24 protein-coding genes and 1 pseudogene are annotated in these 20,483 nt (G+C 35.7%); 21 read left to right on the forward strand and 4 right to left on the reverse strand.

What is annotated here, in order from left to right:
• Positions 1–18 precede the first annotated feature (18 nt).
• The 15 genes and pseudogenes from RSC39_RS08385 (at position 19) to RSC39_RS08455 (ending at position 11,937) form a co-directional block, all read left to right on the forward strand.
• Complete coding sequence (locus RSC39_RS08385) at positions 19–957, forward strand: class I SAM-dependent methyltransferase (protein WP_063281207.1); 939 nt, start codon at positions 19–21, stop codon at positions 955–957.
• Between the two features lie 191 nt (positions 958–1,148).
• On the forward strand, positions 1,149–2,336 hold the full coding sequence (locus RSC39_RS08390) for an acetate kinase (protein ID WP_011835968.1): 1,188 nt from the start codon (positions 1,149–1,151) through the stop codon (positions 2,334–2,336).
• Positions 2,337–2,494: 158 nt separating this feature from the next.
• Complete coding sequence (locus RSC39_RS08395) at positions 2,495–3,682, forward strand: acetate kinase (RefSeq protein ID WP_021037892.1); 1,188 nt, start codon at positions 2,495–2,497, stop codon at positions 3,680–3,682.
• Positions 3,683–3,811: 129 nt separating this feature from the next.
• The gene (locus RSC39_RS08400) at positions 3,812–4,264 is read left to right on the forward strand and encodes a hypothetical protein (RefSeq protein WP_231722347.1); all 453 of its coding nucleotides are present in this window, start codon (positions 3,812–3,814) and stop codon (positions 4,262–4,264) included.
• A gap of 84 nt (positions 4,265–4,348) precedes the next feature.
• On the forward strand, positions 4,349–5,065 hold the full coding sequence (gene pyrH / locus RSC39_RS08405; RefSeq protein ID WP_004254608.1) for a UMP kinase: 717 nt from the start codon (positions 4,349–4,351) through the stop codon (positions 5,063–5,065).
• A gap of 156 nt (positions 5,066–5,221) precedes the next feature.
• On the forward strand, positions 5,222–5,779 hold the full coding sequence (gene frr / locus RSC39_RS08410; protein WP_011677081.1) for a ribosome recycling factor: 558 nt from the start codon (positions 5,222–5,224) through the stop codon (positions 5,777–5,779).
• A 90-nt stretch (positions 5,780–5,869) separates the two neighbouring features.
• Positions 5,870–6,327: pseudogene (locus RSC39_RS08415) on the forward strand (GNAT family N-acetyltransferase).
• Between the two features lie 44 nt (positions 6,328–6,371).
• Complete coding sequence (locus RSC39_RS08420) at positions 6,372–7,229, forward strand: S1 RNA-binding domain-containing protein (protein WP_011835963.1); 858 nt, start codon at positions 6,372–6,374, stop codon at positions 7,227–7,229.
• A 176-nt stretch (positions 7,230–7,405) separates the two neighbouring features.
• Positions 7,406–7,927, forward strand: coding sequence for a peptide-methionine (S)-S-oxide reductase MsrA (msrA, locus tag RSC39_RS08425; RefSeq protein WP_011677078.1), 522 nt, complete (start codon positions 7,406–7,408; stop codon positions 7,925–7,927).
• Between the two features lie 33 nt (positions 7,928–7,960).
• Positions 7,961–8,170, forward strand: a complete 210-nt coding sequence (locus RSC39_RS08430; protein ID WP_011677077.1) for a YozE family protein — start codon at positions 7,961–7,963, stop codon at positions 8,168–8,170.
• A gap of 66 nt (positions 8,171–8,236) precedes the next feature.
• The gene (locus tag RSC39_RS08435) at positions 8,237–9,115 is read left to right on the forward strand and encodes an ATP-binding cassette domain-containing protein (RefSeq protein ID WP_332536461.1); all 879 of its coding nucleotides are present in this window, start codon (positions 8,237–8,239) and stop codon (positions 9,113–9,115) included.
• Positions 9,115–9,879, forward strand: a complete 765-nt coding sequence (locus tag RSC39_RS08440; RefSeq protein ID WP_063281204.1) for a hypothetical protein — start codon at positions 9,115–9,117, stop codon at positions 9,877–9,879. Before RSC39_RS08435 ends, RSC39_RS08440 begins: the two co-directional genes overlap by 1 nt.
• A 135-nt stretch (positions 9,880–10,014) precedes the next feature.
• Positions 10,015–10,440: a 50S ribosomal protein L11 gene (gene rplK, locus RSC39_RS08445; protein ID WP_011677074.1), complete on the forward strand. Its 426-nt coding sequence runs from the start codon at positions 10,015–10,017 to the stop codon at positions 10,438–10,440.
• 386 nt (positions 10,441–10,826) lie between these two features.
• A complete protein-coding gene (gene rplA / locus RSC39_RS08450) occupies positions 10,827–11,516 on the forward strand; it encodes a 50S ribosomal protein L1 (RefSeq protein ID WP_011677073.1) in 690 nt (229 codons plus the stop codon).
• 76 nt (positions 11,517–11,592) lie between these two features.
• Complete coding sequence (locus tag RSC39_RS08455) at positions 11,593–11,937, forward strand: hypothetical protein (protein ID WP_063281203.1); 345 nt, start codon at positions 11,593–11,595, stop codon at positions 11,935–11,937.
• Positions 11,938–11,948: 11 nt separating this feature from the next.
• Here the strand turns inward: RSC39_RS08455 and RSC39_RS08460 are convergent, their stop codons facing one another.
• Positions 11,949–12,170 (reverse strand): hypothetical protein, encoded by a 222-nt coding sequence (locus RSC39_RS08460; protein WP_063281202.1) that lies wholly within the window; start codon positions 12,168–12,170, stop codon positions 11,949–11,951.
• A gap of 14 nt (positions 12,171–12,184) precedes the next feature.
• Positions 12,185–12,583: an HIT family protein gene (locus RSC39_RS08465; RefSeq protein WP_011677070.1), complete on the reverse strand. Its 399-nt coding sequence runs from the start codon at positions 12,581–12,583 to the stop codon at positions 12,185–12,187.
• Between the two features lie 298 nt (positions 12,584–12,881).
• Here RSC39_RS08465 and RSC39_RS08470 point away from each other — a divergent pair, with 298 nt between their 5' ends.
• From RSC39_RS08470 to RSC39_RS08480, 3 genes are read left to right on the forward strand one after another with little or no spacing between them, the layout of a single operon-like run.
• Positions 12,882–14,660: a glycerophosphodiester phosphodiesterase gene (locus RSC39_RS08470; protein WP_332536465.1), complete on the forward strand. Its 1,779-nt coding sequence runs from the start codon at positions 12,882–12,884 to the stop codon at positions 14,658–14,660.
• A gap of 18 nt (positions 14,661–14,678) precedes the next feature.
• Positions 14,679–15,449 (forward strand): ABC transporter ATP-binding protein, encoded by a 771-nt coding sequence (locus tag RSC39_RS08475; RefSeq protein ID WP_011835957.1) that lies wholly within the window; start codon positions 14,679–14,681, stop codon positions 15,447–15,449.
• The gene (locus RSC39_RS08480; RefSeq protein WP_332536467.1) at positions 15,442–16,461 is read left to right on the forward strand and encodes an ABC transporter permease; all 1,020 of its coding nucleotides are present in this window, start codon (positions 15,442–15,444) and stop codon (positions 16,459–16,461) included. The genes RSC39_RS08475 and RSC39_RS08480 overlap by 8 nt, the downstream gene beginning before the upstream one ends.
• Before the next feature lie 32 nt (positions 16,462–16,493).
• On the opposite strand, the gene RSC39_RS08485 is transcribed toward RSC39_RS08480, so the two are convergent.
• Entirely contained in the window at positions 16,494–17,120 is a 627-nt protein-coding gene (locus RSC39_RS08485) for a copper homeostasis protein CutC (RefSeq protein ID WP_011677066.1), read from the reverse strand.
• Between the two features lie 118 nt (positions 17,121–17,238).
• On the opposite strand from RSC39_RS08485, the gene RSC39_RS08490 reads away from it, so the two are divergent.
• Positions 17,239–18,060, forward strand: a complete 822-nt coding sequence (locus RSC39_RS08490; RefSeq protein ID WP_231722342.1) for a methyltransferase domain-containing protein — start codon at positions 17,239–17,241, stop codon at positions 18,058–18,060.
• Positions 18,061–18,089: 29 nt separating this feature from the next.
• Here RSC39_RS08490 and RSC39_RS08495 read toward each other — a convergent pair whose 3' ends face one another.
• Complete coding sequence (locus RSC39_RS08495) at positions 18,090–18,371, reverse strand: DUF3270 family protein (RefSeq protein WP_332536471.1); 282 nt, start codon at positions 18,369–18,371, stop codon at positions 18,090–18,092.
• Positions 18,372–18,590: 219 nt separating this feature from the next.
• Between RSC39_RS08495 and RSC39_RS08500 the strand changes: the two genes are divergently transcribed.
• Positions 18,591–19,514, forward strand: coding sequence for a peptidase U32 family protein (locus RSC39_RS08500; RefSeq protein WP_332536473.1), 924 nt, complete (start codon positions 18,591–18,593; stop codon positions 19,512–19,514).
• On the forward strand, positions 19,511–20,449 hold the full coding sequence (locus tag RSC39_RS08505) for a zinc-binding dehydrogenase (RefSeq protein ID WP_332536475.1): 939 nt from the start codon (positions 19,511–19,513) through the stop codon (positions 20,447–20,449). Before RSC39_RS08500 ends, RSC39_RS08505 begins: the two co-directional genes overlap by 4 nt.
• The last annotated feature ends 34 nt before the right edge of the window (positions 20,450–20,483 follow it).

The raw sequence follows: 20,483 nt of genomic DNA on the forward strand, positions 1-20,483 counted from the left end.
TGGAAATGGAGAAAAATCATGAACATGGAGAAAGTGGCTCAAGGTTTTGAGCTGGTAGTTGAAAATATTACAAAATTATCTGAGAAATTAGATACAGATTTTTATGATGCTTTTGTGGAACAAAATGCTGCTTTTTTAGATGGTACTGACCAAGGAATTGTTGAGCTGTCAGTAAATAATGACAAACTCCGTCAGTTAAATTTATCAAATAAAGAATGGCAAAAACTTTTTCAATTTGTTTTATTAAAAGGTTCGCAAGTTGCGCCTCTTCAGGCAAATCATGCCATGACTCCTGATGCAATTGGTCTAATTTTCAACTTTATCATTGAACATCTCAATAAAAATTCTGAACTTCGCTTAATTGAGTTTGGTTCTGGTATGGGGAATCTTGCGGAAACATTGCTTGTTAATCTTAATAAAAAAGTAGATTATGTTGGTTTTGAAGTCGATGATTTACTTTTAGATTTGTCAGCTTCAATGGCTGAAATCATGGGAAGCCATGCCGAATTTATGCAAATTGATGCGGTTCAAAAACGTTTGATGGAGCCAGCTGATGTTGTTGTTAGTGATTTGCCAATCGGTTTTTATCCAGATGATGAAGTTGCGAAAAATTTTGAAGTCGCTGCTACTGATGGACACACCTTTGCACATCATTTGTTGATTGAACAATCATTTAATTACTTGAAAGATGGTGCTTTTGCAGTTTTCTTAGCACCGGAGGATTTACTGACAAGTGTACAAGGCCCACTTTTAAAAGAATGGATTAGTCAGCATGGAAGTATTATGGCGGTAATTACTTTACCAAGCTCACTTTTTAATGCTGATGCTAAAGCAATTTATGTCTTGAAAAAAGGGCCTGCTGCTCATGCGACCTTTGCTCATCCTTTGTCATCATTGACAGACAGAGAAAGTTTAGAAGTCTTTATGGAAGAATTTACAAAAACTGTAAAATTATAAGTAAAAATAAAAAATTATTGGCTAGTCTGTCAGTAATTTTTTATTGTATAAAATCATTAAAAATGCAAACGCTTTTTATTTGTAATTGAAATAAAAAAATAACCAAGTGAATCATGGCTGAAAAACACAAAAGAAATTGTAATTGTGTTATAATTTAACCGTATTTCAAATTCAAGGAAGGTTTATTAAACATGACCAAAACATTAGCAGTAAACGCTGGTTCATCATCTATGAAATGGCAAATGTATGAAATGCCAGAAGAAAAAGTTCTTGCCAAAGGATTAATTGAACGGATTGGCTTGAAAGATTCAATCGTCACCGTTAAATTTGGAGAAGAAAAAGAAGAACGAGTTTTTGATATTCCAAATCATACAGAAGCAGTAGAAGTTTTACTTGAAGATTTAAAACGTTTGAAAATAGTAGAGGAATTTACTGAAATTACTGGTGTGGGACACCGCGTGGTTGCTGGGGGTGAAATTTTCCAAAAATCAACAGTAGTTACACCAGAAGTTTTGCAACAAGTTAAAGATTTGTCAGCTCTTGCGCCTTTGCACAATCCAGCAAATGCTGCCGGCATTGAAGCTTTTTTGAATTTGTTGCCTGATGCTACTTCAGTAGTTGTTTTTGATACAGCTTTCCATACAACAATGCCTGAAAAAGCTTTCCGTTATCCATTGCCTAAAAAATATTATACAGATTATGCCGTACGTAAGTATGGGGCTCATGGAACTTCACATATGTATGTTTCGCAAGAAGCCGCAAAATTACTTGGTAAACCAATTGAAGAAACAAAAATTATCACGGCGCATATTGGGAATGGCGCATCAATTACCGCAGTAAAAGGCGGAGAATCTGTTGATACATCAATGGGCTTCACACCTCTTGCTGGAGTGATGATGGGAACTCGCACAGGTGAAATGGATCCTTCTGTTTTTCCTTATTTGATTGAAAATGATTCTGAACTCAAAGATGCTCAAGATGTTGTTGATATGATGAACAAAGAATCTGGTCTCTATGGGGTATCCGGTATTTCATCAGATATGCGCGATATCATTGCTGCTAAAGATACAGATGCTGATGCAAAACTTGCATTTGAGATGTATGTTGATCGCATTCAAAAATTCATCGGTCAATATTTGGCAGTCTTAAATGGAGCCGATGCACTTGTCTTTACTGCTGGAATTGGTGAAAATTCTGTTCCTGTTCGAGAAGCAATTCTTTCTGGATTGACTTGGTTTGGTATTGAAGTAGACCCTGAAAAAAATGTTTTTGGTGTTGAGGGAGAAATTTCAAAACCAAGCTCACGCCTAAAAGTTTTTGTAATTCCAACGGATGAAGAACTTGTGATTGCTCGCGACGTTGAGGCACTTAAAAAATAATAAATCAAAAGATTTTGTCATCAAACAAGATCTTTTTTTATTTTAAAAATGACAGCAAGATACAAAGTTGTAGGAATCATTGATAGAGGAGAAATGAAATCAACTCTAAAGTATGATATAATTTTAAGAATAAAACGCATACATTAAGGAGAGTAAGTATGGAAAAAACGCTCGCTGTCAATGCAGGCTCCTCATCATTAAAATGGCAACTCTATGAAATGCCAGAAGAAACCGTGATTGCTAAGGGGATTTTTGAACGTATTGGTCTATCTGGCTCAATTTCAACAACTAAATTTAACAATGAAGAACACGTTAGAAAACAAGAAATTGTGGACCATCGTCAAGCTGTTTTATTGCTGATGGATGAGTTAATCCATTTTCAATTAATTCATGAGTTCCGTGAAATCACAGGAATTGGGCATCGTGTTGTTGCAGGTGGGGAATTTTTTAAAGACTCTACAATTATTACACCTGAGGTTTTAGCTGAGATAAAAAACCTTTCAACTTTGGCTCCTTTACATAATCCGGCCAACGTTTTAGGGATTGAAGCCTTCCAACGTCTCTTACCCGATGCACTTGCGGTCGCTGTTTTCGATACGGCTTTTCATAGCACTTTACCTGAAAAAGCTTATCGTTATCCTATTCCAACAAAATATTATGAAGATTATTCAATCAGAAAATATGGGGCACATGGGACTTCACATATGTATGTGGCGCAAGAAGCAGCAAAGGTCTTAGGAAAACCACTGGAAGAATTGAAGATGATTACGGCCCACATTGGAAATGGAGCTTCAATTACAGCGATTGAAGGTGGTAAATCTGTTGATACTTCAATGGGATTTACACCACTTGCTGGTGTAATGATGGGAACGCGTGCGGGGGAAATGGATGCTTCAGTCATTCCTTATATGTTGGAGAGCGATCCGAGTCTTAGAAATGCTCAAGATGTGATTGACATTCTCAACAAAGAGTCTGGAGTGCTTGGGGTATCTGAACTTTCTAGTGATATGCGTGACCTTTCAGAAGCAGTAGCCAAAGGAAATCCTAAAGCGATTCTTGCCTATGAAATGTACGTTGACCGTCTCAAAAAATTTATTGCCCAATATTTTGGCGTATTAAATGGAGCTGATGCACTTATTTTCACTGCAGGTGTCGGAGAAAATGATACGGCTGTTCGGACGGATGTAGTTAATGGACTTTCGTGGTTTGGAATGGAAATTGATGAAAGTAAAAATGTTCGTGGAGCTTTTGGCATCATTTCTAAGCCAGAGTCTAAAGTGAAAGTACTTGTTGTGCCAACAAACGAAGAATTGGTTATTGCTCGTGATGTCGAAGCGGCTAAATAATGAAATAAAAATTACTGACAAGGCTGTCAGTAATTTTTTATTTAAGAAAAAGCTGTCAGTAAAATTTGTCCAAAAGCTTGTCATCTATAAAAGAAAGCGCTATAATTATTGTGAGTAGAGGTGGAAATTATGGAGAATTTACCAAAAGTTATAAAGGCTGAAATGTTGCCGGGAGTGCGTTTACGCTTAGAATTTGATAACGGACAAGTTCGATATTATCCTGTTCATGAGCAAATTGATCTGTTGATGAACCCTTTTGACGTGAGCAAATTAAAAAAGACTTACGGAGCAAACTTGTTTCTTGGTGGAATGGTTTCATGGATAGGAAATGAAATTAAGATTGAACCTAATGGGGATTTATTACTCAATGATTCAGTGATTCCTGCTGAGCTTCTTTGGGAACATAGTTTAAAACATATAGATAGTATGGACCCTGAAAAATTGAAAGAATTGGAAGAAATTAAGCATCCTTTTTGGCAAGGGGTAAAAAGTCTTAATTTGATTTTTTGGATTGCCGGAATTCTTTTTGTGATTTACTTGCTTATTCAATTATTGGGGCATCTTGGTTTATTGACATCTTAACAGTTTTTATAAAGGCTTTTATTAGTCTTTTTTTCGTGAGCATTTTATGGTAAAATAGAGAAAATATAATAGAATAGGTGCAATATGGCTGAAATTAAATATAAACGCGTACTATTAAAACTTTCGGGAGAAGCTCTCTCAGGCGAAAAGGGATTCGGATTCGACCCTGAAACAGCAAAAGCTGTTGCTGAAGAACTTAAAGAAGTCCATGATTTGGGTGCAGAACTTGCGATTGTTTGCGGTGGTGGTAATGTTTGGCGTGGAGTTACTGGTGAAAAAGCCGGGATGGAACGTGCTCAGGCAGATTACATGGGAATGCTTGCAACAATCCAAAATGGATTGTTCATTCAAAGCGCACTTGAAAACATTGGAGTTGACACACGAGTGATGACGGCCATTGAGATGAAAGCCGTTGCTGAACCTTATATTCGTCGTCGTGCTGAACGTCATTTAGAAAAAGGGCGTGTTGTTATTTTTGCTGGTGGAACTGGCTCACCTTACTTCTCAACTGATACAACCTCTGCTTTACGTGCTGCGGAAATTAATGCTGATGTCATTTTGATGGCTAAAAATGGTGTTGATGGTGTTTATAACGCAGACCCTAAATTAGTTGCTGATGCTATTAAATTTGAACATTTGACACATATGGATGTTATTACTAAAGGCTTGCAAGTTATGGACAGTACAGCTTCAACAATGTCAATGGATAATCATATTCCACTTGTTGTTTTCAACATGAATGAAGCTGGAAATATTACACGCGTCGTTCGCGGTGAAGAAATCGGAACAACTGTTGAATAAGATTTACTTACAAAGCTGTCAGTAAATCTATCTATTCAAGAAATACTGATGGGAATACTAGTGTATTCGTAAACGTCAAAGGGGCAATGGCTAGCCTTTGATAGAATTTCTGTCAGTAAAAATAAAAGAATTAATAAAGTAGAAAAAGGAAATAAAATGGCAAACGAAATTGTTACAACAGCTCAAGAACGGATGAAACACTCATTAGCAAGTTTACAACGTGATTTGGGACACCTCCGAGCTGGTCGTGCCAATGCAAGTCTTCTTGACCGTGTTCAAGTTGTTTACTATGGTGCACCAACACCACTTAATCAGTTAGCGTCAATCACAATTCCAGAGGCTCGTGTCTTGATGGTCACTCCTTTTGATAAATCAATTTTGAAAGACATTGAAAAATCATTGTATGAATCAGACCTTGGAATTACGCCAGCGAATGACGGTTCTGTCATTCGTTTAGTTATCCCAATGTTGACAGAAGAACGTCGTCGTGAACTTGTCAAAGAAATGGGTAAATATATTGAATCAGCAAAAGTAGCGATCCGTAATATCCGCCGTGATGCAATGGATACTGCTAAAAAATCAGAAAAAGCAAAAGAAATCACAGAAGATGATCTTAAAGATCTTGAAAATGAGATTCAAAAAGTGACTGATGATGCTGTAAAAGAAGCTGACAGATTGGCGTCAGTTAAAGAAAAAGAATTGTTGGATATCTAAGTAGACTAATCTAACAAAAATATAATCTGAAAAGCATTGACGGCTCCATTGAGCCGTTTTTACATCAAAAAGCTGTCAGGATGGATAAAATTGAGAGAACTAATCAAACTTAGAGAGCAACCGTCTTATTTAAAGAAGCAATTCGTTTTTTTCAGGAAAAGTGGGGGAGTGCTGAGAGTAATTCTGTTTATGAAGACTGTTTGAAGCACAGTTTGGATAGTCAAAATTCTATTCCTCAGTGGTACCTGATTGTTGATGAAGGAAAAATTATTGCGGGTTGCGGACTGATTAGCAATGATTTTATTAGTCGAATGGATTTATATCCTTGGCTCTGTGCACTTTATGTCGAAGAAGAATTTCGTCAGCAAGGGCTCGCTCGTTTGCTGATTGAAGCTGTCAAAGAAGAATGCAAAGCTTTTAGTTTAAAAAAACTTTACTTAGCAACAGATTTTATTGATTTTTATGAACAGTTTGATTTTCATTATCTAGCTGACGGATATCATCCTTGGGGTGACAAGTCACGGATTTACGAAGGAAATATTAATTAAGAGAGACTAGAAGTCTCTAAATTACATTTAATAAAGAGGAACAAATGAGTATTATTGGACAAACAATCTCTGCGATTATCGTGGAAGAAAGTGAACGTTTCTATTTTCTCCAAAAAGGAGAAGATTTATTACGATTAGACAAAACAGAAGGTGAACATGCTATTGGCGATGTGGTGACTGGTTTTGTTTATGTGGATAAAGATGAACATCGTCGTCTGACGACTTTGGAACAAAAAGCAACAAATGAGCAATATGGTTGGGGAACAGTAACAGCTGTTCGTAAGGACCTCGGTGCCTTTGTTGACACAGGTTTACCAGGGAAAGACGTGGTTGTCTCTCTTGATGATTTGCCACTTGAAAAAGACCAATGGCCAAAAGTTGGCGATCAACTTTATGTGAAATTAATTGTTGACAGAAAAGAACGGATTTGGGGTCATTTGGCTTGGCATGAAGATTTTTGGAACCTTGCTGGACCTGGTTATGACAATATGCAAAACCAAGATTTACGTGCTATTGTTTACCGAAATAAAGAATCAGGAACTTTTGTGTACTTGCCTGACAACAATATGCTAGGGTTTATTCATCCTAGTGAACGCTTTGCTATTCCACGCGTTGGTCAAGAACTGCAAGTTCGTGTTATCGGATTTAGAAAAGAAGACCGTAGTCTAAATCTGTCAGCAAAACCACGTGCTTATGAAATGCTTGATGCTGATAGTCAAATGATTTTGGCCTATCTTCAATCAATGGGTGGTAAAATGGCTTTTAATGATAAATCAAATCCAGATGAAATCAAAGCCACATTTGGTATTTCAAAAGGACAATTTAAAAAAGCGCTCGGTGGCCTGATGAAAGCAAAAAAAATCAAACAAAGTCCAGAAGGCACAGAATTAATTGGAGAATAATTTACTGACAGCTTTACTCAAAGAGAGAAGCTAAGTTTAAAGACTTTGTCAGCAAATTCTATCAGTAAAGACGACTTATAAAAATTTCTGTCAGTAAAAAAAGGTAGCTCTAAAAGCTACTTTTTTTTGAGCTATGCTATAATATTTCACAAGACAACTAAAGCAAAGGAGAAATAATGGCAACAGAAAGAGCAATATTTGCAGGTGGATGTTTTTGGTGTATGGTACAACCATTTGAAGAACGTGAAGGAATTTTATCGGTCACGAGTGGTTATACAGGTGGAAATGTTGAAAATCCAACTTACGAACAAGTAAAAATGCACCTGACCGGCCACACAGAAGCAGTAGAAATTATTTTTGATAATAGTAAAATTAATTATCAGACACTTGTTGAACTTTACTGGACACTGACAGACCCCACAGATGCTTTTGGTCAATTTGAAGATCGAGGGGACAACTATCGTCCAGTTATTTTCGTTGAAAATAATGAACAAGAAAAGATTGCCAAAGAAAGTAAAGCACAATTGCAAGCCAGTGGAAACTTCGACTCTCCAATTGTGACAAGTATTGAGAAGACTCAAAAATTTTGGCCAGCAGAAGACTATCATCAAGGATTTTACAGAAAAAATCCAGAAGATTATGCCCAATCAAGCAAAATCCGCCATGATTTTTTGGAAAAACAATGGGAAGACAAATAAAAAATCCTGTGAATTACTAGATAGAAAGAGAAAATGACATTTTATAATTACCTCATGCGCCATCGCGCACCAGTAGAGAAAGACGATGCGACTCGTCTTGCAAATCTTGTTTTTCAAGATCCACTTTTTCCGAAACAATCGAAAGATTTCGATGAAATTTCGACCTATTTAGAAACAGAAGCACCTTTTTATTTTAATCTCACCCTTTTTGACAATGTTTGGCTAAGTTATTTGGAAGCCTAATGATTATCATAAATTTTTCTTAAAAAAAGACAATAAAATGATATAATAGACGCAAAGGAGAGATTTATGCAAATTAAAGTAGAAAAACTTAAATTCTCATATCAAGCTAGACAAATTTTGTCTATTAGTGAAGGGGTCTTTGAATCAGGTCAAATTTATGGAATTGTTGGGAATAATGGTGTGGGGAAAACCACCTTTTTCAAAACTTTGACCAATATTATCACAAACTATGGAGGACATCTCCAACTTGATGGTCAAGAAATCAAAGAAAATCCGAACCTGCTCACCAAAGTTGGCATCATGCTTGATGATATGGAACTTTACAAAAGTTACACGGGGCTATTCAATCTACACTATTTTGGTGGTTTACGTGGAGAATTTGATGAGGACAAAGCACTCAGTATAGCCGAAAAGCTGGATTTAACCCCAGAAATGTTATCCAAAAAAGTCGCTACTTATTCACTTGGAATGAAGAAAAAGCTGATTCTACTCATTTCGGTTATGAATGATGCAGAAATTTTGATTTTCGATGAGCCTTTCCGTGGAATTGATGCAAAATCTGTTGAGTGGTTTAGAGATTATTTGCTTGAACTCAAAGGAAGAGGACGATTGATTCTCATTTCAAGCCATGTCCAAGAAGATATTGAAACAATTTGCGATAAAGTTTATCTTCTGGCTAATGGCGATTTCACAGCTACTTTTGATTTGAAAAATCAACAAGAAGTCTTGACTTATACGGTTTCTGTGACTGATGTCCAAGTCTTAGCCGACTTCTTGACAAAGGCAGGTGTTCAAGTAGAGATTAAAGAAAATACAATTAAGTTTGACAGTAACCCTGAAGACTTCCAAATTGCTTTCCGTCATGCTGTTGAAGAAGGTGTAAACTTTGATAGTATTAAAAAAGAATCGAAATTTGCTGAATTTATCAAGAAAGGGGTCAACTGATGAACGCAAAAAATATATTTAAAATGGAGTTTTACCGAAATTTTCGTGATAAAAGCTGGTTGATTGTCATCGGAGTTATGGCGATTCTAGCCTTAATTGATTCAATTTTAATCATCAATCTTATCGGACAAACAGTTTCTGGATACAGCCATAATAGTGCCGGAACAGCAGTCTTAGCAGCTTTAACGATTTTCTTCACTTTGGCTTTAGGGCTTGGAATTTGGGCTTTTCAAATCATTTATCCATTCCATCTATTGTCAGTGGATTATAGTAATAAAGTTTTAGGCTTAATGATTGCTTCTGGAGTAAATCGAATGACTTATTATTTTATTAAATTAATTTCGACAATTCTTTCGACTTTACTGGCCCTATTTACAATTTTGATTATTCCATTTTTCCTAATTTTAGGCGTTTATGCCCGACAACTAAGTGAATTTTTGAGTATGGTTTCCCGCTCTCTTTCTCTTAGCAGTGTTTGGATGGTCTTGCTTAATTCATTTGCAGGTGCTTTGGCCTCTATTGTTGTTTTATTTTTCGTTGTCATTATGACCCGAGGCAAATTCTGGGGAGTTTTCGTTTATTTAGGGATTACAATGGCAGTAGGAATTGTTCTCACCATCTTTACTAGCTCAATAAATGTAGTATCCACTGAGAGTCAAAATATGATGTCAAATAGTAGTTTGATTGGGATTCTCTTCTCAGTAGTTGAAATCGTTGCTTTTGGATTACTCGGACTCTCTCTCATCAGAAAACAAGATTTATAAACTAAAGAGTACTTGACAGAGTGCTCTTTTTTTGATAGAATACTCGGGTATGTGAATTTTCACATATAAGGCGTGGAAGCTGTAAAATACAGCATCATACCACATCACGAAAACAAAATATAAGGAGAATTTATCGTGGCTAAACAAGTAGAAAAACTCGTTAAATTACAAATCCCTGCCGGTAAAGCAACACCAGCTCCACCAGTTGGTCCAGCTTTGGGTCAAGCAGGTGTTAACATCATGGGATTCACAAAAGAATTCAACGCTCGTACAGCTGACCAAGCTGGTATGATCATCCCAGTTGTTATCTCAGTTTATGATGACAAATCATTTACATTCATCACAAAAACTCCTCCAGCAGCAGTTCTTTTGAAAAAAGCAGCAGGTGTTCAAAAAGGTTCTGGTGAACCTAATAAAACAAAAGTTGCTTCAGTTACAAAAGCACAAATCAAAGAAATTGCAGAACTTAAGATGCCTGACCTTAATGCAGCATCAGTTGAAACTGCAATGTCAATGATTGAAGGTACTGCAAAATCTATGGGATTCACTGTTACTGACTAAAAATTTAGACGAATTACTTCGTTGACAGAACCCTCACCTACTTAGGTAGGCTTCGGAACCTGTCACCTCGTACTTCGACTAAATTTTCGAGATTTATATTTTGTAAATTCAGAAAAAGTCACACATGCAATCCACACATTTAGTGGAAGGCTGTTACGCTTGTTGTTATAAAAAAAAATCTATTGGCTCAACTGAGCGGTGCGGAACGTGGCTTGAAACACTGTTTAAAGGTTGCAAATGAGGAAAGCAGAGCTTTCTTCTTCGCCCGACGTTTAGTGTAAAGACCGCGTTTTGAGGAAAAGTTTTTCCTTTAAGTGAAGCAAAGCGAATATTCAAAGACAACAAGGAAGACAGACAACCGATATTACCACAAGGAGAAAATAGAAATGGCTAAAAAAAGTAAAGCATTGCGCGCAGCGATTGAAAAAATCGACGCAACTAAAGCATACAGCGTAGAAGAAGCTGTAGCACTTGCAAAAGAAACTTCATTTGCAAAATTTGACGCAACTGTAGAAGTTGCTTACAACCTTAACATCGACGTTAAAAAATCTGACCAACAAATCCGTGGAGCAATGGTATTGCCAAACGGTACTGGTAAAACTGCTCGTGTTCTTGTTTTCGCTAAAGGTGCGAAAGCTGAAGAAGCTACAGCAGCTGGTGCAGATTTCGTAGGTTCTGACGAACTCGTTGCTAAAATCAACGGTGGTTGGTTAGACTTCGACGTTGTTATTGCAACACCTGACATGATGGCAGTTGTTGGACGTCTTGGACGTGTCCTTGGACCACGTAACTTGATGCCTAACCCTAAAACTGGTACAGTTACTATGGATGTAACTAAAGCAGTTGGTGAATCAAAAGCTGGTAAAGTTAACTACCGTGCTGACAAAGCTGGTAACGTTCATGTTCCAATCGGTAAAGTTTCATTCGACACAGAAAAACTTGTTGAAAACTTTAAAGCTTTGAACACTGTAATCGCTGCTGCTAAACCTGCTGCATCTAAAGGTGCTTACATCACAAACCTTTCTGTTACAACAACAATGGGTCCTGGTGTTAAAGTTGATTCAGCTTCATTCTAAGAAAAATAAAAAGAGAAAATTAATTTTCTCTTTTTTTATTTATTGTAGAATCTAAAAAAACATGCTAGAATTAGGTATGTTATTATTTCTATGGGCTTACACAACAATTATCTTTGCAATTGCCTACCTTTTTCAAGTCCTAAATCTTACTCTAATTGGGTTAGAAGTTATTACCGTTATTCTCCTTTTTATTAGTTTTTGGGAAAGTACAAAGGGAAGGTATCGACGAATTATTGGCATGAATATCATTCATATTTTCTTTATTCTTGTCTTATATTTTTCACAACATGTCTTTACTTATATTCAACATCACGATGTCGAAAAGGTTTCAGTAATCATCGTTGGTTTCGTATTGGCTCAATTATTGGGGATTTTTTGGGGGCGACAATTTTATAAACATCAAGAAAAATCAAATAAATAAAAGGGCTGATATTATTCAACCCTTTTATTTATTTGCTCTACAAGTTCATTAATTTTTTCCACTCTTGGTTGAATGGATACTTGAAATTCATTAACTTTCTTTTGTATATCTTGACCGACACGTTCTGCTTTGATACTTTCTTCTTGCACTCTCTCAAGATTTGTTTTCATTGTGTTGACTTCCTCAGATAAGTCAGTCATTAACTTCTTTAAGTCTTTAAATAATTCAAACATAGACACGTCCTTTATCAGCCATTAATTTGTTTGGCTATTTCGGCTAAATCATAATCATGGGCTGTGAATTTTGCAATGAAACCATCATTTTCATCATAACGAGGAATCAAATGAATATGAGTATGAAAAACAGTTTGCCCAGCGATTTCTTCATTATTTTGTAAGATATTCATACCTTTAGCATGAAGTTTATCCACAAGTTTACTGGCGATTTGAGGGACTTTACTAAAAAGTTCAGCAGATTCCTCAGCTGTCATCGCAAGAATGTTGCGGTAGTGTTTTTTGGGGACAACTAATGTGTGGCCCTTAGTGGTTTGAGTAATATCAAGGAAAGCAACAACATCATCATCTTCATAAACTTTGGTGCTTGGAATTTCACCAGCAATAATTTTGCAAAAAATACAATCTTCCATTTCGATAATTCCTCCAGCATTATTCGGTAACTTCTGATAAAGAAGTCTAAAACTTTATAATCTACTATAGATTATAGTATAAAAAGTAGAAAAAACCCAGTAATAATAACGGGAGTTTCAAAAGTAAGAGCGATTATTGAAAAGAGGAAATTTAAATTATGCTATAATGAATAAAACTTGTATTTATTATAAATTGAAATTTAAGCACTTTTTATTTTATAAATTTGATATAATGTAATAAAATTTATTCCACCTAGATAGAGGTGGGGAAGGATATAAAGGATGGGAGTTAAAAGTAATGGTGAGAAAAAAAGCTAATCGACCATTCGGTTTGATTTTTAAATATTTACGAGAGTTTTCAAAATTTTGGTTTGAATATATCTCGGTTTTTATAGGAACAACTTTAGCAATTACTTTTGTGATTATTCCTCTGTTAGAATCAATCTCGGGCCTTGTTATGCGTCTGTCAGGAATTCCCTATGTTTCTTATAATAATCTGGGGAATTTGATTCAAAATCATTTCTTAGGCGTTCTGGGACTTCTAATCATTTTATTTTTATTAATTTTTCTGGTCTATGTTCAATTTATTGTCCAATTTAAAGGAATTCGATTGATTCAGTCAAGAAGTTTGACTTTGAAAAATTTGTTTAAGGAAGTTGTCTCTTCTGCGAAAAAGGTTAAAATTCAACAGTTAGGCTTTTTCTTATTTTATTTTCTACTAATTATTCCTTTTGGGAGATATGTTTTTAGTACACCGCTTTTGTCAAAAATCAAGATTCCGGTTTTTACACTTGAATTTTTCCTAAAAAGTTGGCAAAATATGCTGATTTTAGTGTTATTTTATGCTATTACTTTCTGGATTAGCACGCGTTTGATTTTAACTCTTCCGCTTATGATTCTAAAAGGTCAACCCTTGAAATTGGCGATAAAAGAGAGTTTGAAACGGACCAAGGGAGTTAGAAAATTCTTTAGACTTTCTGTTTATTTTGGACTTATCGGTTTATTTAGTATAATAATGCAGGGGCTTCTTTTTATGGGGGGCTACTTTGCGCAAGATTATCTTGATAAAACTTCCTTTGCTTTGATTGGGGCAGTTTCTATATTGGATTTGATTTGGTTGGGAAGCTTGATTATTTCTACTTTGAGTTTGATGATGCTTTTTAGTTATTTGATTAATGAAGCTCAAATGGAAAGCTTTGAAGTTCCTAAAAAAGCGCCTAAAGGCCGCATGAAGTATAAGGTGATTTTTTCTAGTTTGACGATTTTACTTTTTGCTTTAGTGAGTTGGACTTATGTAGAAGGATTTATGGATACTGTTCCGCTGACAATTTCTCATCGAGGAGTTGATGAGGAAAATGGTGTGCAAAATACTATCCCAGCATTAGAAGCGACAGCAAAAGCAAAACCAGATTATGTTGAAATTGATATTCAAGAAACGAAAGATCATCAATTTGTCGTCTTTCATGACCCAACATTAAAAGATTTAGCTGGAATTGATAGCCCGCCGCAAAAACTTACCTTGGCAGAATTGACAAATACGGTCGTTTCTGAAAATGGTAAAAAAGCTTTAATTCCAAGTTTTGATGATTATTTATCGGCCGCTGAAAAAATAAATCAAAAATTATTGGTTGAGATTAAAGTATCTCCATTAGACTCTCCGAAGATGGTTGAAAACTTTAGTAAAAGATATGGTGCAAGACTTTTAAAGGATAAAGCAATGATTCATTCTTTAGATTATAATGCGCTCTTGATTGAACAAAAAATTAATCCGAAGATTAAAGTCAGTTTTATCCTTCCTTTCAATCTTCTTTTTCCACAAACTAAAATGTCTGCTTATACAATGGAAGCGACGACACTTACCAGTAGTTTTGTGGATAAAGCACAGGCTAGACATCAAATGGTTTTCGCTTGGACAGTTAACGATGAAACGGATATGAGAGAACAAATGTTTAATGGAGTGAACGGGATTATCACTGATAATCTTGATGACTTAAAAGGCGTCATTGCCGAAGATGATGAAAGTCCAAGTTATGCACAACGTATTTTAAGAATGACTTCACTAATGGAAATAGAATAGAATTTAAAAGAGGAATATATGTTAAAAGTAACAAATTTAACGGGTGGATATTTGGGACACCCTGTCTTAAAAGAACTTAATTTTGAAATTAAAGAAGGAGAGCTTGTTGGACTTATTGGTTTAAATGGCGCAGGAAAATCAACAACGATTCAAGAAATTATTGGACTATTAACTCCATATTCTGGACAGATTGAATTGGATGGTTTGACTTTACAGCAAGATTTAGAAGGTTACCGCAGAAAAATTGGTTTCATTCCAGAAACACCAAGTTTGTATGAAGAGTTGACTTTGCGTGAACATATTGAGGTGACAGCCTTGGCTTATGGGATTTCTGTTGACCTTGCCTTCAAACGAGCAGAGAAGTTGCTTGAAACCTTTCGTTTGAGTGATAAGTTGGATTGGTTCCCAGTGAATTTTTCAAAAGGAATGAAGCAAAAAGTCATGATTATCTGCGCATTTTTGGTTGAACCTTCCCTTTATATTGTGGATGAGCCCTTTATGGGACTTGACCCTCTTGCCATTCAGGATTTAATTGATTTGATGATGGAGATGAAAAAAACGGGGAGTTCGATTTTGATGAGTACCCACATCCTAGCAACTGCCGAAAAATTCTGTGATAAATTCATTGTTCTGCATGAAGGGCAAGTTGTTGCTTTTGGGACAGTAGAGGAGTTACGGAGTCAATTTAATCAACCCAAAGCAAGCTTAGATGAGATTTATCTTGCTTTAACAAAGGGGAATATTCCAAACTCTAAAGAAGTTGTAGAGGCAGGAAAGACGCATGAATGAAATTTTTAAAAAACGTCGTAACCTTTGGTACCAACAAAATATAAAGTATCTTCGCTATGTTTTTAATGATCATTTTGTTTTGTTCTTAATGATTTTATTGGGCGCTTTAGTGGTGCAATATGTTAATTTTTTACAAGTTCATCATTTGAATTTGTGGGGTAAGATTATTTTGGTGGTTTTTGTCAGTTTGCTTAGCCAAGTTTTAGGACGCTTAGCAACGTTTATCGAAGCCCCCGATAAGGTTTTTTTACTGACAAAAGAATTGGAAGTTCGAGCTTATTTAATTAAATGTTTGATTCGTTCATTAATTCTTCCAGCAATTGTATCAGGGCTTTTGGTTCTGATTGCGGCACCTTTATTAAAATTTAATCCTATTTTCTTGATTCTCTGGTTTTTGATTCTTGTTGGGATTAAAGCTGGCTTACTGGCTTATCAAATTTGGCGCTTTCAAAATAGTGGACTTTTAGATTGGTCGGGATTGATTGATTTAGAGGAAGCGCGAAAAACGGGAACTTTGCGACTATTTTCATTATTTACAAATGTTAAAGGGCTCAAATCGCACAGTCATCGTCGAAAATACCTTGATTTTTTACTGACAAAAACAAAAAGAACTTACGAATATCTATTTACACGAAGTTTTTTACGGTCAGGAGATTATCTGGGCTTAACGATTCGGCTCCTTATTTTGTCAATTTTATCAATGATTTTTGTCAAAAATGGCATTGTTGCTATTGTTATGGTGGTCGTCTTTAATTACTTGCTTATTTTTCAGCTTTTATCTTTACAAACGGCTTTTGATTATCAACTTTTGACGAGAATCTATCCATTGAAAAAAGCGGCAAAAACGGCCGGCTTACGCATGATTATTTTTAGAGTAATGATGTTTGTGACGATTGTTGAATTAGTGCTATCATTAATTTTTGTTCGACCGTTTTTCTTGACACTTGTGATTTTATTGGTGAACTTTTTGCTGACGAAGTTCTATGTCAGATTCCGATTAAAAAATAAATAAAAAATGCTGACAGAAATTCTGTCAGTATTTTTTTATAAATTAATAATTTTTGTACCGTGAACATAGTTTGTTCCAGTCAATTGAGCAAGTTCTTCAAAGTTTTCAGCATTGACACCTCCACCAATGATAATATTAATTTTTCCTTGGGCGTAATCAATGAGTGATTTGATTTTGTCAGTATCTAATGGTTGGTCAAGTGGCCCACCATGCATCAAAATTTTATCTATTCCAAATTCAACAAGTTGGTCAATGGCTTCTTTTTGATCAGTAATTTCGTCAAAGGCCATGTGAAATGTAATAGGAAGTCCTTGGGCAGCAATGCTCACTGTTTCGAGTGCATCACTATCTATTTTATTGTCAGTCGTGAGGGCACCAAATACAATGTTTTGAGCACCAGCTTCGACAGCTTTGAGTGTATCAGTCTCAATAATTTTAAGTTCATGAGAATTATAAACAAAATTGCCGCCTCTTGGACGAATCATGACTGCCAGAGTTGTTTTGCTCTCGGCAACATATTCGGCAGCTTCTTGAATGACGCCGTAAGAAGGTGTTGTACCTCCAACAGCAAGATTGTCACAAAGCTCAATTCGTTCAATACCAGCTTGGAGCGCTTGTGGGACTTTTGTGAAGTTTTCAAGGCAAAGTTCTCGGATAATCATAATTTTTCCTTTCAAATGTACTAGAATTATTATAACATGATTCTTCTATTTAACTTAAAAAAATTACAATAATTAATTTGAATAAAAAGAATGAAAGTGATTGTGGTATAGTAGAACTATGTTAAAAAAAATCGAAAAAGCTTATTTATTTTTAGAGAAGAATTTAGAAGTGCTAAGATGCCCAATTTGTCAGGAAAAATTTCAATTGGAAACCAATGCCTTGAAATGTCAAAATAATCATACCTATAATTTAAATAAGAAAGGTTATGTGAATTTTCTACAAACAAAAGCCGATACAGAACATTACACGCGAAAAATGTTTGAGCCTCGCAGACGTCTGATTCAAGCTGGGATGTATCAACATTTACTGACAGAAATTCAAAAATATTTTGTCAGTGGAAATTTGCTTGATGTTGGGACTGGGGAAGGGTCATTTTTGGAACTCCTTAAGGTAGATGGAGCAAAATTTGCTTTTGATATTGCTAAAGATGGGATTGAAATGGCGACTGAACTAGAGATGGAAAGTTTTTTAAGTTTAGCTGACTTGACTAATCTCCCTTTTGCTGATGAAAGCCTGTCAGTAATTTTGAATATCTTCACTCCGTCAAATTATGCAGAATTTCACCGTGTATTAGCAGAAAGTGGTTTAGTCATCAAAATTATTCCTGATAAAAATTATCTGCGAGAATTGCGTGAAGTTTATCAACTCCCCGTTGATTATAATAATCAGCCAGTTCTTGAACGTTTTAGAGAAGAATTTCCTAATGCCAGTCAAGAAGAAATTGAATACCAATTCGAGATTCCGAAAAATTTGCGTCATGATTTTTTACTGATGAGCCCTTTGGAATGGTCTGTTTCTGATGAAAGAAAAAAATTTGCTAAAGAAAACCCACCAAAAACGGCCACAATTCATGTCCAGATTCTAGTGGGGAGAAAATAAAAAAGCTGTCAATCAGACAGCTTTTATTTTTATTTCATTAATAATTTAATTGCTTTAGCAATTCCTTTTTTGACAGAAATATAAAGAACAAGCGAAAGAACAAAAGAAACTGGTACAGCAATCCAACTTGTCAATAAACTTACAAGAATATAAGTGATAAAGACGAGAAAAATTGAAAAAATAGCAATATTTGCAAAGAAGTTTAATTCTTCAATTCGTTTATTAACTTGTCTTTGTTCACGTCCTTGAGTTTCGCTATAATCATAATACTCTTGTTTTTCGTAAAAATCTTTGAGGTTTTTTAATTCCATAGTTTTCTAGCACTTTCCGATATTATGTAATTAATTATAGTATAAAAAGCAAAGGTTTACGTTGCTGTAGCTTTAATGAGGTTACCCTTTCGTTACTAAATGATTAAAATAAAATTAATCTATAATTTTTAATGAATAAATATCCTTTTTACTTATCATTTTTATCAGAGAATGAATTTGAAAAAACCTGAGCGGGAACATTATGATATAATTATCACTATGATTACTATTACTTCTACGGCAGAAAGTTTGGAGCAAGCCAAAGCGTTGCTCGAAGCTGGAGTTGACCGTTTATACATTGGTGAAAAAAATTATGGTTTACGCGTTCCAACTGCGTTGACCAATGAAGAAATTCAAAAAATTACAGAACTTGCACATGAAGCAGGAAAAACAGTGACTGTCGCAGTCAATGCTTTGATGCACACAGAGATGATGGCAAAAATAAAAGAATTTTTAGATTTCTTAGTGGAAATTAAAGCTGACCGAATCGCAGTAGGTGATGCAGGTGTGATTTTTGTTTTACAGCGTGACAAATATGAGCTTCCTTTTACTTATGATGCCTCAACCATGGTTGCTTCTGCCCGTCAGGTTAATTTTTGGGCCAATCAAGGAGCGATTGAAGCAGTTCTTGCTCGTGAATTACCAAAAGAAGAACTAGCGGATATGACCAATGAATTAGCTGTACCAGGCGAAATACTGGTTTACGGTGCTACTGTGATTCATCATAGCAAACGTCCTTTGGTACAGAATTATTACAATTTTATCAAGACAGAAGAAAATGGGAAAGATAGAGAACGAAATCTTTTTGTTTCTGAACCTAAGAAAGTCGATACTCATTATTCAATCTTTGAAGACAATCATGGGACCCATATTTTTGCTAATGATGATTTAGATATGATGACTGAACTTTCAGATTTGGTGGCAATGGGCTATGATCATTGGAAATTGGATGGAATTTTTACACGTGGTGAAGATTTTGTTGCCATTACGAAGTTGTTTGTAGAAGCGAAAAAGGCCATTGAAGCAGGAAATTTCACTGCAGATAAGGCCTTTCAGCTTGAAGAAGAAGTGCGTAAACTTCATCCAGTAGGACGTACTTTATCACATGGTTTCTATGACTTAGACCCAGGTAAAATTAAATGATGAAAGCTTTGTATTTCGAAGAATTTGGGGATAGTGATGTCCTTAAATATGGCAAAGTTAACCTGCCGCAAGTGCGAGAAGATGAAGTTTTAGTCAAAACGGCATATATTGGTCTCAATTTTGCAGATATTTATCGCCGCCGAGGAGGCTATCATATCGAGGAAAACCATCCTTATATTAATGGATACGAAGGTTCTGGTGAAATTGTCGAAGGGAAGCAGAAAGGAAGAAAAGTTCTTTTTGTCGATGTTCCCTTTGCTAATGCTGAATTTGTCGCTGTGCCTAAAGAAAAGCTGATTTATTTGCCTGATAATATTGATTTAAAGTTAGCCGCCAGTATTGGTCTTCAAGGTTTGACTGCAGATTTCTTAGCGCATGATTTAGGGGAAAATCAAATAGGGGACAAAGTATTTGTTACAGGAATTAGCGGTGGTGTCGGGCAGATCTTGTCTCAAATTCTTGTGGCAGATGGTATGGAAGTATATGGTACGGCATCAAATGCAGAAAAACAAGCTTTGGCTCTTTCTCGTGGTGTGCGTCAAGTCTATCCAAGTCGAACGGATGAGTGGCGACAATCGTTGTCTATTAAATTTGATACGGTTTATGATGGCGTAGGCAGCACTGTGAATAAAAATTTAGAGCTTTTGAGGAACAGAGGGAGCCTGATTTTCTTTGGTATGGCGGGAGGCAATCCACCACAAATTGATCTCGTGAAGATAATGTCTCAATCCAAAAATATCCTAACGGGTGACTTATGGGATTTTTTGACCAGCTTTTCTGAAAGGGAAAGCCGAAGTCAGCGTCTCTTTGATTACTTTGAAAGAGGAGAAGTTGAAACAGCCGAAGCAATTGTATTTCCCTTATCTGAAGGCAAGGAAGCTCATCAGTATTTAGAGTCTGGAAAAAATATTGGCAAAGTTTTATTAAAACCATAGTTTATTATTAAAGAAGTTTTGGTCGGCAGACCTT

The organism is Lactococcus sp. (assembly GCF_036648155.1).
Classification (GTDB): domain Bacteria; phylum Bacillota; class Bacilli; order Lactobacillales; family Streptococcaceae; genus Lactococcus; species Lactococcus cremoris.